This is a genomic window from Marinobacter sp. B-21 (assembly GCF_056857895.1).
The window spans coordinates 54,055-68,610 of sequence record NZ_JBSXNZ010000083.1 but is presented as its reverse complement, the minus strand read 5'-3'; the positions used below and the strand labels follow the sequence as shown (position 1 = coordinate 68,610).

Sequence of the window (14,556 nt, the reverse complement as noted above, 5' to 3'; positions counted from 1 at the left end):
CCTGTTGGTTGGGTACTGGCCGATAAAACGCATAGGATACTACTCTCCCGGAACTTCTGCCTCCGTACCAATGTGGTAGGCTGCGAAACCAGCCATTACCACCTGGTCGACCGCCATACCGATAACCCGCCCATCACTGGAGGAACGGATGGGATGCTGGGCATTGGTGATGGGGTCGGAGACGTAACCGAGAATCTCTCCCTGCGATACCCGGGCCCCAAGCTCGATCTCGCTGAACAGAATGCCGCCGTGATCAGCGCGGATCCAGTCGGAATCGTAGTAGACCGGCTCCGGATCCCCCCACACGAACATCCGCGAAATCATGCCCTGGCGTTCCATCAGGCTGGTCAGGCTGTTAACCCCGGCGCTGATCTGGTGTTGCTGAATCCGGTGGGATTCCCCGGCTTCCATGGTCACGGTGCGTATGCCGGCAGCAACCGCGGCGGTGCGAAGCATGCCGGGGGAGCCGGTGCTGTGAACCACCGCCATTCGGTCAAAGCCCCGGGTGAATTCGGCCACTTCCGGGTTGTTCATGTCGGCCCTGAGCTGGGGCAGGTTGGTGCGTTTCAGTGAGCCAGTGTGAATGTCCACCAGCATGTCGCAACGGCGGATGACGTTTTCGAACAGCGAATAGGCAATCCGGTCGGCCAGGCTGCCCTCCGGGCTGCCGGGGAAATGCCGGTTGAGATCCCGCCGGTCGGGCAGATAGCGGCTGCCTTGTTGGAACCCCGGCAGGTTGACGATGGGAATGCCTACGACCCGGCCAGAGAGTTTTTCCGGGTTCAGGTCATACACGGTCTGGCGAATAATCTCGATGCCGTTGAGTTCATCACCGTGAACGGCACCGGTGAGGCACAGGGTCGGACCTGCATTGACGCCATTAACCACCAGCACCGGTGTCGGCTGGGATAAACCGGCAATCTGGATGCCCGGCGCCCAGGCCAGACGGGTCGAGGTTCCCGGCATGACATCATTACCAAGGAGGGTGAAAGCTTCTCCTGGCCGAAGCTCGGGTCCGGGCTCCGATTCTGTCCCGGCGCCAGCGTCCGGCAATTCAGATCCGGTGGTATCCGCAGTGTTCTCGGCCGGGGCTGTCGCCTGTGCCTCGGGCGCTGGCGCAACCTCCTTGAGGTCAATATTCGGAGCCACTTTGCGGGCAGGCGCCGAGGGCGTATCGATACCAGCCCCGGTCCGGGACGGATGTGGCTTCAGGGCCTTGTTTTCCCGTTCCGCGGTTGTCCGTGGCACCGATTGTTCAACGTCCTCCACGCTCTCGTCTTCGGCGAGTTCCGCGACCAGGACTTCGGATGCCTTGCGGGATTTGGCGGGATCGGGATTGGCGAACAGGGGCGCCGGCAGCGAGATTGCAAGCAGGCCGGTCAGCAATATCAGGTGGCTCGGTTTTTGAAGCCGCTCAAACAGCATAATTCCTCACGGATCGTCCGTATGCGCCCAAGGATAGAGGGTCTCTGGCGGTCATGGATACGGCTGTAACAAAGGTTTAATGCCCCTTCCATGAAGTCTGGGCAAACCCGGCGCGGCAGTACCTGTCCAGCCAGTGTCAAATGCATTGGTTTGCATGAAGGTGATCGTTATACGCCGACAGGGCCTGTAACAATAGGGGTTGATCGCGACATCCGGTGTGCTTCTGTTACTGCCCTGTTAGTTCGCGTGTACAACCTGCCACAGGTCGTCCCTGCGGAACGCCCTGTGCTCGGCCTCCAGCTTCAGCAGGTGCGCCAGTGCTGACCGTTCGGCCACCCCGTGAATCGCCGCCGGCACATCATCGTATGCCTTTGCTGTCAGCGTTTTGAGATTCACCGGGGTCAGCGCTTCCAGGGCACGAGCGACCTTGTGCTCCCGAGACAGTCGGTGGGTAATCAGGAAATCAATGACCGCTTCCGGTTGTCCCATTAAGAATCCATGGGCCGGGGCAATGTAGCGGATGGACTCGGCCAACAGGTCGTACAGGGACTCAATGTAGGCCTTCATGTCCCCGTCCGGCGGATTAATCACTACCGTGGACCCCTGCATGATGTGGTCGCCGGAGAAAAGCAGCTCCTGATCCGTCAGCAGATAACACAAATGATTCGAGGCATGGCCCGGGGTGTGCAGTACTTTCAGAATCCCGGCTTCGGTAACAATCAGGTCACCGTGCTCCGGTTCGTCATCCGCACGGAACGTCTGGTCCTGACTCGCGCCTTCGGGCGCCGGCCAGCCGTAAACACGGCAACCGGTTCGCTCCTTGAGAGCCGCAACGGCCGGCGAGTGATCCTTATGGGTGTGGGTAACCAACACCTGATCAATCACCCCACCGGTCACCTCCAGAATCCGCTCAATATGGTTGTCGCTCGCGGGGCCGGGGTCAATCACGGTAAACCGCTCATGACCCAGTACATAGGTGTTGGTGCCCGGCCCGGTCATCATCCCGGGGTTGGGTGCCGTCAGCCGGATCACCCCCGCCGCCACTTCAACCGGCTCACCGGGAATAATCTCTGCCCGGGTTGAGCCCTCCCCTTCCGGATCCAGCTTGGCCGCCTCATCATAGGCCGGCGCCCCCGGCTCCAGCGTCACCGGCTTGCCTTTCTTCAGCCCCGGCCAGGGTTTGCTTGGATGAGGTTCAGGCGGATTGGCGTGGGCATAACGCATTAGCGCATCCGTGGTTTCGAAATCACTGAGCACCCGCAGCGTCCGGATCGTCGGCAACCCCAATAACCGCCGGCCACCGCGGTGATCCTCCAGTGCTTTCTCCGGCCGGATCCAGACATGATCAATGGTCTCCACCCCATCATGACTGGCCAGTTGGCCTTCAGGCGCGGTGGTCACAAAGAACCGTGTATCAAACCGCCGGGGCGGTCCCGGCGGCGTAACCCAGTGGCCCAGGTAGGCCAGCCGGTCCAGCGGAATCGACAGCCCATGGTTATTGCACAGACTGGCCAACGACAAATCGCCCCTGAACAAAGCTTCCCGGTCGCCATGGGCCGGATGGTCCCCGGAAACCGGATGCCCCTGCGCATCCACCGCAACCAGAATCCCGGCTTCCTCAAAACACTCCCGAACGGCCGCCAGCATGTAATCCGCGCCACCCTCGTCGACACTCATGGTCTGACTGACCTCGGCATCTCCGGGCCCAAGGGCGTGTTCCCGCCCGCTGGGCTCGTGTTCTTCGACCCTTCCTCCGGGGAACACAAAATAGCCGGGCATGAACACCGCATCCCAGGTACGTTGCAGCAGCAGGACTTCAAGGCCTTCGGCAGTGTCGCGAATTAAAACCAATGTGGCGGCAGGGCGGATATCCATAAAACTCCAAATGCGATCTTTATTATTCGGTGCGCGAAGAGAGTACGAACGACATCAGGAAAGAGCCTTCCAAAACTGTGTGGAGCCAGGGATGGCGGAACTCAAGCGTCACAGGGACGTGCCGCAAGGAGCGTGTTTTGGAAGGCTCTTTCCTGATGTCGCTGCACCAAAGCTTACAGCGCAAAGGTCCAATAGCAAGATAACCGATTTAAAGCAGAACGTCTTGAGATGAACACTAAAGTCGAACAGCGTATGATTCGCCCCCAGAGACCCAGCGAGAACAGGAACCCAATGTGGCCCGAATCAAACTCTCCTTCCCGGACGACGCCTTCCGCTTCGAAACCAGAATGCCCGTCAGAATCACCGACATCAACGGCGCCAACCACCTGGGCAACGACGCCCTGATCTCCATGCTCTCCGAAGCCAGGGCCCAGTTCCTCGTCAGTTACGGCCTCCAGGAAGCGGGCAAGGATGGCACTGGCATCATCGTCACCGACCTGGCCACCATGTACCAGTCCGAGTCCTTCTTCCCGGAAATGCTGCGCTTCGAAGTCGGCCTGATGGACTTCAACAGGTACGGTGGGGATTTCGTGTTCCGGGTCACCAAGGCCGAGAGCGGCCAGCCCGTTGCGCTCGCCAAGTACGGATTCGTGTTCTTCAACTACCAGCGCAAGGAAGTGGTGCCTGTGCCGGAAAGCTTCCGCTCACGCTTTGCCTGACCCAGCACTGGACATGAAGGCGGGGTCAGATGAACCCTTTCATCTGACCCCATTCTGTCTCGTGCTGTTCCGGAGCCGTTTCATGCCGGCCCGATAGAAGCCGTAAGCCATAACGCCAGCGAGGAGATTGCCCACCAGTGCGCCACTCATGAGGCCAAAGATGCCACTGATCTGGCTGCCCAGCCAGAGTAGCGGCAAGTAGCAAAGAAACAGCCGCAAAGTGGATACCAGCAGCGCCCGCATCGCCAGTCCCAGGGCGTTGCACACCGACACCATCAGCATACACACGCCCAGGCCGCTGTAACTGAGCGGCACCCGCACCAGATAGGCGGCCAGCACCTCCCGGACGTCGCTGTCGCTTGAGAACAATTCAGACACCAGCCCTGAAGCCAGCACCCAGGTCAGGCCAATGGCAAGCTGCCAGACCACCACGAACCGGACCGCGATGCGCACCAGTTTTCGGATCTGTTCAATATCTCCGGCACCCAGCAACCGGCCAATCATCGGCGGCATCGACATGGTCAGTGCCAGCACGACCACAATGGAGAAAAACTCCAGGCGGGTGCCGAGGCCCCAGGCGGCTACGGCTGCGGAGCCGAAGCCGGCGACAAGGGCTGTTGCCAGCATCGCCGAGGCGGCAGGCATCAGCTGACTGACCATGGCCGGTGCCATGATGCCGTTGAGCTGCTTGAGGGCCCGCCAGAGGGCAAGCTGGCGCAGATCAAACCGGACCCAGTGACGCTTCAGAAGTTTCGGGTAGATCACCAGGCAGCCGATACCGAACGAGGTGACGGTGGCCCAGGCGGCGCCGGGTAAACCCCAGCCAAAGGTAAAAATATAGAGCGGATCCAGGGCGATGTTGGTCAGACTGGTGGCCACCATCATGTACCCCGGCAGTCTGGTGTCGCCGTGGGAGCGGCACACACTGTAGCCGAAGTAGAGAACCGCGCCGGTCCAGGCGGCGATCAGCCAGGGAATCCAGTAGCGTCTGATCAGCGGCAGCAATGTCTCTTCCGCGCCGAGTGCGGTCATGATGTGGCCCTGGAGAAGCCACAGGGTCACACAGATCAGGAAAACCAGGGTTCCACCTACGGTAATGATCAGGCCGCCCAGACGATAGGCGCGGAGTTCGTCACCGGCACCCAGTGTGCGGGAAACGATGGCGGTAGTGGCAATGCCCAGGCCCACCTGAAGACCGATGATCAGCTGCTGCATTGGCAGGGTGAAGCCGAGTGCCGCCAGCGGATCCCGGCCAAGCTGACCCACGAAGGCACTGTCGGCCAGTTGGAATGTCATCAGGGAGAGTACCCCGAACAGCATGGGCCAGGTCATGCTGTAGAGCTGGCGGGCCAGGCTTGGGGTTTGGGCGGTTGTTTGCACGGGGTGTTTGGGGCCTTGGGTTGGGGTTCCGGCTTTGGGCGGGGATTCTAACAGGTTCTGGTTTGGGTGTTAGCAAAGCTGCTGGCACGGCTTTCCAGGACACGCCGTGAACCCATCCATGGGGGCTTGGCATTGCCATCCCTGGCAATGCACAGTCCTGGAAAGCCGCGCCAGCAGCTTTGCTCGAGCTCAGGCGTTACGGCCAGCGCCTGATTACTGATCCAGTGTTTTAAAGGGCGTTCAGTGCTGCGTCGTAATCCGGCTCGTTCTTGATCTCGTCGACCAGCTGGCTGTGCAGAACCTTGTTGTTCTCATCCAGTACCACTACTGCCCGGGCGCAAAGGCCGGCGAGGGGGCCGTCCTGGATGGCGACGCCGTAGTCCTGCTGGAAGCTGTAGTTCCGGAAGGTGGAGAGGGTTTCGACATTTTTCAGGCCTTCGGCACCGCAGAATCGGGCGGCGGCAAAGGGCAGGTCGGCGGAGATAACGAGTACCACGGTGTTGTCGAGGTTGCCGGCTTTTTCGTTGAATTTCCGGGTGGAGGCGGCGCAGACGCCGGTGTCGATGCTGGGGATGATGTTCAGGATTTTGCGTTTGCCGGCCCAGTTATCGAGTTTGACTTCTTCCAGGCCGCTGTTGGTCAGGGTGAAGGGTGGTGCGTTGTCGCCTGTTTCGAGGAATTTGCCGCTCAGTTCAATAGGGTTGCCGTCGAGGGTAACGTTGTTCATGGGGTTTGCTCCTTGTCGTCTGGTTTAGAGTCTTACGTACTCTGTGTAGACCACTTTGGATGATTTTGCATGTGAGCTTTGGTGGCTGGACTGGTGCGGGGCGGTTATCCAAAACACGCTCCTTGCGGCACATCCCTGTGGCGCTTGGGCTCCGCCATCCATGGCTCCGCACAGTTTTGGATAACCGCCCCGCACCAGTCCCCGAGCCTCGGAGTGGCCTACCTTAGTGCTCAACTGATCTTAACCGCTGGTCGCACTTTGTGCTTCGAAACCCCTTGCAGGATAACGCTGAACCAGCAGCAGATAACAGCCCATGGCAATGGCGGCGCAGGCGGCGATGATGGTGGCCATGATCAGGGAGGTGCCGTCGTGCAGGTGGCCGACGAGCATGCCGGCGAAGGCGGCGATGGCCATCTGGGTGAAGCCGAACAGGGCGGAGGCGGAGCCGGCCATGGTCGGGAAGTTGGCCAGGGCACCGGCCATGGTTTGGGGCAGGACCATGCCGGTGCCGATCATGAACAGGGCCTGGGGCAGTATGACGGCCCAGACGCTGAAGACTTCGCTCAGGGCCAGCACGGCCATCAGGCTGCCTCCACCTACTGCGATTACCAGGCCACGAACCAGGATCTGGTCAGGCAGCAGGCGGCGGCCGAGCCGGACGGCGGTCAGGTTGCCGACAATGTAGCCGGCGACCATGCCGGCGAAGTAGAGGCCGAACTGTTCCGTAGGCACGCCCAGAAAGTCGATGAGCACGAACGATGAGCCGGACAGGAAAGCGAACAGGCCAGAGAAGATCAGGGCGTTGGTCAGGGTGTAGCCAAGGAAGCTGATGTCCCGTGCGATGGTGCGGTAGTTCCGGAGCAGGCTGCAGAGTTTCAGGGATTGGCGATGCTCCGGGCGCATGGGCTCGGGAAGGCCGATGGCAACCACCACAGCCATCACCAAGGCATAGCCGCCCAGTACCAGGAATACCGATGACCAGCCCAGGCTGGCAGTCATAAGCCCGCCAATGGTTGGTGCGATCGCCGGCGCCAGGGCCATGATGCTGGCCAGGATGGCGAGGATCCTGGCGGCTTCACGGGGCGTGTAAATGTCCCGGATCGCCGCACGGCCCAGTACCGGGCCTGCGGAGCCACCCAGGGCTTGCAGGAAGCGGAACAGGATCAGGGTTTCGATATTGGTGGCCAGCGCGCAGCCAATACTGGCGATGGCAAAAAGCACAAATCCGCCAATCATGATCGGTTTGCGACCAAAACGGTCCGCCAGGGGGCCGCAGACTAGCTGGGCAATGGCAAAGCCCACCATGTACAGACTGAGAGTCAGCTGTACCTGATCGGTGCCGGTACCGAAGTCTCTGCCAATCTGTGGCAGTGCCGGCAGATACATATCCGTCGCCAGCGGCCCGAGAGCCACAGCCGCAGCAAGAAGTACAGTTGTCCAGACACTGGTCAAAGTAAGCATTCGCTTCCTGAGTGCGTTATCGAGGAGTTACGACAGGTCAGGTTGGGGAGGTGGCTTTCCGAAACTGTGCGGAGCCCAAGCGTCACAGGGATGTGCCGCAAGGAGCGTGTTTCGGAAAGCCACCTCCCCAACCTGGCCGACCACCGAGTGTTGGCAGTCTAGGCGAGGGGCGACCAAAAGATAACGGCCTGCACGCTCATACAACCTATGAGTAAAAGTAATTGATTAACTCTTCAGGCTGTTGAGTGCGGCCGCAACGACGTTGATCTGATTGCGCAGCCACTTATGGGCAGGGTCGTTCTGGTTGCGGCGGTGCCAGAGCATCAGCAGGGTAAAGGGTTTGAAATCAAAGGGCAGGGGCACCCAGGCGAAGTCGCGGAGTAAGTGTTTGCTCATGCCTTGCGGGGCTGTGGCCAGCATGTCAGTACCACGGAGGAACTCGGGGAGGCCAGAGAAGTTGGAGACCGTCACCACGTTACGGCGGATCAGGCCCCGGGTGTCGAGCGATGTTTCCAGGCTCGGTTTCTCGCCGGTGGCGAACAGCAGGGCGATGTGGTCGGCCTTCAGGTAATCCGCCAGATCCGCCGGAGGCTCCCGGTGCGCCGGGTCGTAGAACACCACCATGCGGTCCGCCATCAGGCCCCGTTGCATAATGTCCGTGGCTTCCGGGGCGTGGGGCGAGAGGATCAGATCACAAACGTCCTTCCGGAGCATATCCGCCCTTGGAATACCCGACGGAATGACCTGCAGGCGGATACCGGGAGCCTCCCGGCGCAGGGTGCGCACGAGGCCCGGCAACAGCAGGTCGCGCTGGTAATCGTTGGCAGCGATCGTGAAGGTGAACTCCGCGGTGGCGGGGCTGAAGGGCGGGCCGGCGGACAGGGACTGGAGGTCGTCCAGAATCTGGCGCACGTGGGGGCCGGCCTGGAGTGCATACCGCGTCGGGGCGATGCCCCGCCCGGATTTGACGAACAGCGGATCGCCGAGGGCGTGGCGGAGGCGCTCAAGCGTGTGGCTCACCGCGGACTGGGTGACGCCCAGCCGCACTGCGGCACGGGAGACACTGCCCTCGTCCAGCACAGCCAGGAAAGTGCTCAGGGCACGGAAGTCCAGGTTCAATGTATCAATTGGATTCATGAATGGCAGTGTAACCCGATACCAGCAGGTGGTGCCACGGTGGGTCTGCGTTCCTGTCTGTTCGTGTTGAGTGATCGTTCAAATCCCGATACTGTGGTTTCAGTACACGATCCCAATACCCGTCCGGATGAGGAGTCCCACCGATGACCATGACTCTTGCTTTTGATGTCTACGGAACCCTGGTCGACCCCATGGGCATGTCCCGCCTGCTGGCGGAAGATGCCGGAGACAAAGCCGAAGCAGTCGCTGCGCTCTGGCGCGAGAAGCAACTGGAGTTCTCGTTCCGGAAGGGCCTGATGAAGGTGTATGAGGATTTTGGCGTGTGCACCCGCCAGGCCCTGCGCTATGCCATGGCGGCCCACAAATTGCCGTTAACCGAAGAACGTGAGAACGCCCTGATGACGGCGTATCTCTCACTGCCCGCTTTTGACGATTCGTTGCCGGCACTGAAAAGCCTGAAGGGGCAGTATCCGTTGTTTGCGTTTTCCAATGGCAGCTACCCGGCCCTTGAGAAAGTGCTAGGGCACAATAACCTGCTTGATCAGTTTGAAGGCCTTGTCTCCGTCGACGACATCAAAAGCTTTAAACCCGACCCCGCTGTGTATACTTATGCGCGGCGTGTGACCGGAGCTTGGGAGAAACCTCTCTGTCTCGTTTCCAGTAACGCATGGGATGTCATTGGTGCGAGGGCGTCTGGTTTGTTGGCAATCTGGGTGAAAAGGGATCCTGATAAAGTATTCGAAGATTGGGGTATTGAACCTTCGGCGGTGATAAGCAGTCTTTTGGAACTACCATCAGCGCTACGAAACCTTAAAAGCTAGCGGAGGCGGGTGTTGGGTCAGGCTGTCCAAAACTGTGCGGAGCCATGGATGGCAATGCCGAGCCCCCAGGGATGGGTTCACGGCGTGTCTGGCAAAGGCCTGCGCACTGATCACCGGACTCCTGGCCTCGCAGGCTGATTATCCATGGCGATGAACAAAGCACCATGGCATTACTGTCACATCCGGTGGGCAAACCGGTCACTTCCGGCCACTGCCCAATCCTGCCTCTGGTTGATATGATTACACCCCACTGGAAACAACCACCAAAAACAGGACTGCCATGCTCAGCTTCCTCCCCGCCCCCGTTATCGGCGTACTTAACTCCATCCTGCTGGGACTCAACACCCTGTTCTGGTGCATCCTGCTTTACATCCCGGCCATCCTGAAACTGATCATCCCCATCAAGGGCTTCCGGATCCTGTGCACCAAAGCCATCATCTGGGTCGCCGAAGCCTGGGTCGCCTGTAACACGGGCTGGATGAAGCTGACCCACAAAACCAAATGGGAAGTGAAAGGCGCCGAAAACCTCAAACGGGAAAGCTGGTACCTGGTGCTGGCCAATCACCAGAGCTGGGTTGATATCTTCGCCATGCAGCGGGTCTTCAATCACCGGGCGCCATTCCTGAAATTTTTCCTCAAGCAGCAACTGATCTGGGTGCCGGTTATCGGCCTGGCCTGGTGGGGGCTGGACTTCCCGTTTATGAAGCGATACACCCGCGAGTATCTGATCAAACACCCTGAAAAACGGGGCGAAGATCTCAAGGCGACCCGCCGGGCCTGTGAGCAGTTCCGACATACCCCGGTCAGCGTCATGAACTTCGTGGAAGGCACCCGGTTTACCCAGGCCAAGCACGACAAGCAGAAGTCCCACTACACCCACCTGCTTACCCCCAAGGCCGGCGGTGCCGCCTTCGTGCTGGACGCCATGGGCGACTCGATCCAGACCCTGGTGGATGTCACCATCGCCTACCCGGGTGGCGCGCCGACCTTCTGGGAGTTTATCTGCGGCCGGGTGAGCGAAGTCAAAATGGAAATCCACACCGTCGACATCCCGGAACACCTGAAAGGCCGGGACTATTCAACGGATGCCGAGCACCGCCGGAATGTGAAAAACTGGCTGCGGGATCAGTGGCGGGCGAAAGATGAGCGGCTGGAGCGAATGCTGGCCCAATAATAACACCGGCGGAGGGTGTCAGCTCTTGCTTTCGTCCTCCTCAATCTCATCCGGATGCGCCTGCCACTGCGGTTTTTCAACCGTTGGCGGAGCCGTTCCCGGTTGGGATTTCTTCGGCTGCGACCAGCTTGAAATTGATCTGTCTGCGCTCCTCATCCACGCCGGAAAAACTCACGGTTACGGGCTGCTCCAGCTGGAAGATGCGACCGTTCTTGTTGTGGATCAGGCGGAGGGTGACCGGATCAAAGCCGTATTTACCCTCCAGATCCTTGCAGCTGACAAAGCCTTCCAGTCCGTTTGCGTCCAGGCGCACAAAGAATCCGGCTGGCACGGTGCGGCTGATGACACCGGCCATGGGCTCGTCGCCCAGGGTTTTGGCAAAGTCGCTCTTGAGCCAGGCTTCCAGGCTGTTTGCGGCCTGGCGGGCGCGGATCTGGGCAGCCTGCAGGGCCTCCAGCTGATCCACGGTCAGAGCCTTCATGGGTATATCCCAGAGAGCGGCCTTGATCAGCCGGTGCACATAGAAATCGGAGAACTTGCGCAGCGGTGACGTGAAGGTGGTGTAGGCCTCCAGTCCCATGCCGTGGTGGGGCTCGGGCCTGAAGCCCAGCTCGGCCCTCGCCAGCTGCCTTGAAAGGATGGCCTTGACCGGCACCTCCGCTTCCAGTGCGTCGGTTTCCTTCATCAGGGTCCTGAAGCCGTCAGCCTGATGGGCGTCCACTCCGGAAAGGTGCGGTGCATGGCTGTCGATCAGCGCCCGGATGTTGTCGGCGCGATCATCCCGCAGGCCGGGATGCCGGATGAACAGGCCGTCAGTCTGGCGAGTGAGGAAATCGGCGGCGCAGCGGTTGGCGGCGACCATGCATTCCTCTACCAGACGATGGGCCTCGTTCTGCACGGACGGCTCAATCAGGCGGATGCGTTTGTTCTCATCCAGCCGTAACCGGAATTCCGGCCGGTCACCGCTAAGCAGTGCATGCTCGCTGCGCCATTTTCTGAGGGCGGTAGCCGCCTGATGCAGCTGGTCCAGGCTGTTGCCTACGGCATCCGGCAGGGCCTTGATGTCATCGTCTATCCGGCCTTCGATCAGGTTGGAGACCAGCTCGTAACTGAGCTTGCCTTTGGACTGAATCACCGCCTGGTGAAAGCTGTAGTCGCCCAGGCTGCCATCATTATTCACCTGCAGGTCGCAGACCAGCGCCAGACGTCTCGCCTCCGGCATCAGGGAACACAGGCGGGTACTGATACTGTCCGGCAGCATCGGCAATGGCTCGCCGGGGAAGTAGATGGCGGTGGCCCGGTTGAACGCCTCCTGCTCGGCCGGGCTGTCCGGTTCAATCACCGCGGTCGGGTCGGCAATGGCGATGGACAGAGCCCAGCCGGTGGCATTGGGCTCGGCCAGCAGGGCGTCGTCCATGTCCTGGGTGCCCGGGCTGTCGATGGTGACATAGGCGCGGTCTGTGCGGTCTTCCCGCCCGGCTTTCCGGGATTCGATATCGCGGTCACTCAGGCTGTCGGCCTGCTTCTGTACGGCGTCCGGCCAGGTGTCCGCCAGGTCAAATGTAGCCAGGGTGAAGGCGCGTTCAATGCCAGGTTCCCCGGCCTTGCCGATGACCCGCAGCACCTTGGCCTGGCCCTTGCCATCCTTGATCGGATGCTTGTGAATCTGGCAGTAGATGTAGTCATCCGGCTGGGCATTCATCCGTTCTTTGGGCGGAATGAAGATCCAGCGATTGATACCCGGGGTCTCGGGTACGACGAAATGGCCTTTGCCTTTGACCAGGTAACGGCCAACAAAGGTGTTCAGGCGGGTTTCCAGCAGTTCGTCCACCACACCCTGGGTTTTGCCTTTCTCCACTTCCTGCTCGGTGACATTCACCCGGTCTCCCGGCAGGACTTTCTGCATTTCTTCCGGAGGCAGAAAAACATCGCGGCCCTCGTCAAGCGCAACGAACCCGAAGCGGCCATTGGTGGCTTTGACGGTACCGGGGAAGACCACCTTGTTTTCCTCGATGTCGGATTTCAGCTGGCGCAACTGGCTGAGAGCGTCGGCATTAAGCATGAAGTAACCTGGCTGGTAAATAATGAATGATGGGGCGGAGTATAACGGTTATGGCCTCATGCGTCAGATAGCAGAATACCCGAATCAGATCTCGGCCCAGAATCGCTGGAGATTGGCCAGGGACTTGGTGAGCAGATCGAACTCGGCGGTCTTGCCCTCACGTTCGAAAAGCTGCCGCCGGGCGGTGTCGAGATCGAACAGCACCTCTCTGTGAGCCGGATCCCGGATGGTACTCTGAATCCAGCCAATGGCGACACGGCGCTGGCCAAAGGTCACCGGCTCAACCCGGTGCAGGGTCGAGGAGGGATAGACCACGGCGGCGCCGGCGGGCAGTTTGTAGGACTGTTCACCGGCCGTGGTATCGGTCACCAGCTCACCGCCCTCGTAGCTGTCGGGATCATCCAGGAACAGGGTAAAGGAAATGTCGGTCCGCAACCGGCCGGGCCCGCGGCCCATCACCGGATCGTCCACATGGTTACCGTAGGTCATGCCATCCCGGTAGCGACTGAACAGGATGGGCGTCATTTTCGCGGGCCTCACCGCCATCTGGAAGAGCGGGTGTTCGGTCAGTGCCTTCTCCACCTCGGAGCGAAGCTCGTTTGCGGTTTTGTCGGCCATCTGCATCTGTTCATTGTTCTTGACCAGTCTGGCGTGCCAGCCGGCGGTGTTGCGGCCATCCTCAAAGCGGCCGCTGTCCAGCGCAGCGCGTATACGGTCCAGTTGCCCGGTGGTCAGGATCTCGCTGATGCACAGAATCATGGTTCCTCCAATCCGTAATACGAATAATTTGCAATCAGGTGTGGCATTAAAGCATCATGCACCACCATGGTACAGCCATTAATCTTCCCGCCGTTGAGGGCCCTCCGCCTGCGGCCTGTTTGAGGAGAACACGATGACAAATCAGAAACTGAAACTGTGGACCGGCATTGGTGTGGCGACCTTGCTGGCAAGCTCCGGTGCCATGGCCGATGAACACAAGGATCGGCAACACGACGATGGGATGACCTCTGGCTCCCACGGTGGAGAGGGCGGTGAAGGTGGTGAAAACCATGGCGAAGCCGGTGCCGCGTTCAGCTATTTTGCTGCCGGTGGTGAAGGTGGCGAAGGTGGTGAGGCCGGAGGCGCTGTGTCTGCCGCTGACTCCGACGGAGCCTATGTTGCCATGCTCCAGATGATGCAGGGGCACCTGATGGCCGCCCGGGAACTGATCAAATCGGGGAAAGCCGCCGACGGCCGGCCCCATCTGACCCATCCCTGGGTTGAGATATATCCGATGGCCGAGGCAGGCCTTGAGAGCCGGGGTCAGAAAGAGCTGGGCAACCATCTGAAGGCACTGGCTGAAAATGCCGGACAGGTAGAAAACTGGGGGGATGTCAGCCAGGAGTTTCAGGCGGCCTGGATGGCCATCCAGAAGGCGGAGAAATCCGTTGAGGGCCGCAGTGCCGCCAGCGTGTCCAAAGTTGTACTGTCGCTGACCAAGCAAGCGGTACTGGAGTATGATGGGGCGTTGGAAAACGGGCGTTTCGTGGCCGAGCATGAATACCAGGACGGCCGTGGTTTTGTCCGCTCTGCCCGGGAATATCTGAATAATCACCAAGTGGTTCTCAAGAAGCGGAATAAAGAAGCCTGGCGGGATGCCGGCAAGGCTCTGGATGAGATGCTGAAGGCCTGGCCAACAGCAGTGCCGCCGGAACAGCCTGTCATTCCTGTCGCCAATCTGTATGCCGCCCAGGCACGCCTGGAGCTGGCACTGGCACCTTACCTGTATTGAGCCC

At 60.2% G+C, this 14,556-nt stretch carries 12 protein-coding genes; 4 read left to right on the top strand and 8 right to left on the bottom strand.

Annotated elements, in window-relative coordinates; all coding sequences use genetic code 11:
• Nucleotides 1–39 precede the first annotated feature (39 nt).
• Both AC13C0_RS14680 and AC13C0_RS14675 read right to left on the bottom strand, forming a co-directional pair.
• Entirely contained in the window at nt 40–1,425 is a 1,386-nt protein-coding gene (locus AC13C0_RS14680) for a succinylglutamate desuccinylase/aspartoacylase family protein (RefSeq protein WP_117619028.1), read from the bottom strand.
• A gap of 237 nt (nt 1,426–1,662) precedes the next feature.
• A complete protein-coding gene (locus AC13C0_RS14675) occupies nt 1,663–3,300 on the bottom strand; it encodes an MBL fold metallo-hydrolase (RefSeq protein WP_341581030.1) in 1,638 nt (545 codons plus the stop codon).
• Nucleotides 3,301–3,593: 293 nt separating this feature from the next.
• On the opposite strand from AC13C0_RS14675, the gene AC13C0_RS14670 reads away from it, so the two are divergent.
• Complete coding sequence (locus AC13C0_RS14670) at nt 3,594–4,019, top strand: thioesterase family protein (protein WP_117619030.1); 426 nt, start codon at nt 3,594–3,596, stop codon at nt 4,017–4,019.
• 39 nt (nt 4,020–4,058) lie between these two features.
• Here AC13C0_RS14670 and AC13C0_RS14665 read toward each other — a convergent pair whose 3' ends face one another.
• The 4 genes from AC13C0_RS14665 to AC13C0_RS14650 all read right to left on the bottom strand — a co-directional run bounded on the left by AC13C0_RS14665 (nt 4,059) and on the right by AC13C0_RS14650 (nt 8,724).
• The gene (locus AC13C0_RS14665; RefSeq protein ID WP_482954646.1) at nt 4,059–5,351 is read right to left on the bottom strand and encodes an MATE family efflux transporter; all 1,293 of its coding nucleotides are present in this window, start codon (nt 5,349–5,351) and stop codon (nt 4,059–4,061) included.
• 277 nt (nt 5,352–5,628) lie between these two features.
• A complete protein-coding gene (gene tpx, locus AC13C0_RS14660) occupies nt 5,629–6,126 on the bottom strand; it encodes a thiol peroxidase (RefSeq protein ID WP_117619031.1) in 498 nt (165 codons plus the stop codon).
• A 240-nt stretch (nt 6,127–6,366) separates the two neighbouring features.
• On the bottom strand, nt 6,367–7,587 hold the full coding sequence (locus tag AC13C0_RS14655) for a Bcr/CflA family multidrug efflux MFS transporter (protein WP_117619032.1): 1,221 nt from the start codon (nt 7,585–7,587) through the stop codon (nt 6,367–6,369).
• A gap of 225 nt (nt 7,588–7,812) precedes the next feature.
• Nucleotides 7,813–8,724 carry a LysR family transcriptional regulator gene (locus AC13C0_RS14650; RefSeq protein WP_117619033.1) on the bottom strand — a complete coding sequence of 304 codons (912 nt, stop codon included), beginning with the start codon at nt 8,722–8,724 and terminating at the stop codon, nt 7,813–7,815.
• 143 nt (nt 8,725–8,867) lie between these two features.
• Between AC13C0_RS14650 and AC13C0_RS14645 the strand changes: the two genes are divergently transcribed.
• Together AC13C0_RS14645 and AC13C0_RS14640 are read left to right on the top strand one after the other, a co-directional pair.
• A complete protein-coding gene (locus tag AC13C0_RS14645) occupies nt 8,868–9,545 on the top strand; it encodes a haloacid dehalogenase type II (protein WP_482954635.1) in 678 nt (225 codons plus the stop codon).
• Nucleotides 9,546–9,825: 280 nt separating this feature from the next.
• Entirely contained in the window at nt 9,826–10,719 is an 894-nt protein-coding gene (locus AC13C0_RS14640; RefSeq protein ID WP_117619035.1) for an acyltransferase, read from the top strand.
• A 76-nt stretch (nt 10,720–10,795) separates the two neighbouring features.
• Here the strand turns inward: AC13C0_RS14640 and AC13C0_RS14635 are convergent, their stop codons facing one another.
• Nucleotides 10,796–12,781, bottom strand: a complete 1,986-nt coding sequence (locus AC13C0_RS14635) for a ribonuclease R family protein (RefSeq protein WP_341581034.1) — start codon at nt 12,779–12,781, stop codon at nt 10,796–10,798.
• A gap of 84 nt (nt 12,782–12,865) precedes the next feature.
• Nucleotides 12,866–13,540: a Fe2+-dependent dioxygenase gene (locus tag AC13C0_RS14630; protein ID WP_482954634.1), complete on the bottom strand. Its 675-nt coding sequence runs from the start codon at nt 13,538–13,540 to the stop codon at nt 12,866–12,868.
• Between the two features lie 133 nt (nt 13,541–13,673).
• Between AC13C0_RS14630 and AC13C0_RS14625 the strand changes: the two genes are divergently transcribed.
• Entirely contained in the window at nt 13,674–14,552 is an 879-nt protein-coding gene (locus AC13C0_RS14625) for a hypothetical protein (RefSeq protein ID WP_341581038.1), read from the top strand.
• Nucleotides 14,553–14,556: the final 4 nt, after the last annotated feature.

Coding starts and splice junctions, on each gene's coding strand:
- AC13C0_RS14665 (WP_482954646.1), bottom strand. CDS start 5,351: ATGACCTGGCCCATGCTGTTCGGGGTACTCTCCCTGATGACATTCCAA.
- AC13C0_RS14640 (WP_117619035.1), top strand. CDS start 9,826: ATGCTCAGCTTCCTCCCCGCCCCCGTTATCGGCGTACTTAACTCCATC.
- AC13C0_RS14680 (WP_117619028.1), bottom strand. CDS start 1,425: ATGCTGTTTGAGCGGCTTCAAAAACCGAGCCACCTGATATTGCTGACC.
- tpx (WP_117619031.1), bottom strand. CDS start 6,126: ATGAACAACGTTACCCTCGACGGCAACCCTATTGAACTGAGCGGCAAA.
- AC13C0_RS14625 (WP_341581038.1), top strand. CDS start 13,674: ATGACAAATCAGAAACTGAAACTGTGGACCGGCATTGGTGTGGCGACC.
- AC13C0_RS14635 (WP_341581034.1), bottom strand. CDS start 12,781: ATGCTTAATGCCGACGCTCTCAGCCAGTTGCGCCAGCTGAAATCCGAC.
- AC13C0_RS14645 (WP_482954635.1), top strand. CDS start 8,868: ATGACCATGACTCTTGCTTTTGATGTCTACGGAACCCTGGTCGACCCC.
- AC13C0_RS14675 (WP_341581030.1), bottom strand. CDS start 3,300: ATGGATATCCGCCCTGCCGCCACATTGGTTTTAATTCGCGACACTGCC.
- AC13C0_RS14650 (WP_117619033.1), bottom strand. CDS start 8,724: ATGAATCCAATTGATACATTGAACCTGGACTTCCGTGCCCTGAGCACT.
- AC13C0_RS14655 (WP_117619032.1), bottom strand. CDS start 7,587: ATGCTTACTTTGACCAGTGTCTGGACAACTGTACTTCTTGCTGCGGCT.
- AC13C0_RS14630 (WP_482954634.1), bottom strand. CDS start 13,540: ATGATTCTGTGCATCAGCGAGATCCTGACCACCGGGCAACTGGACCGT.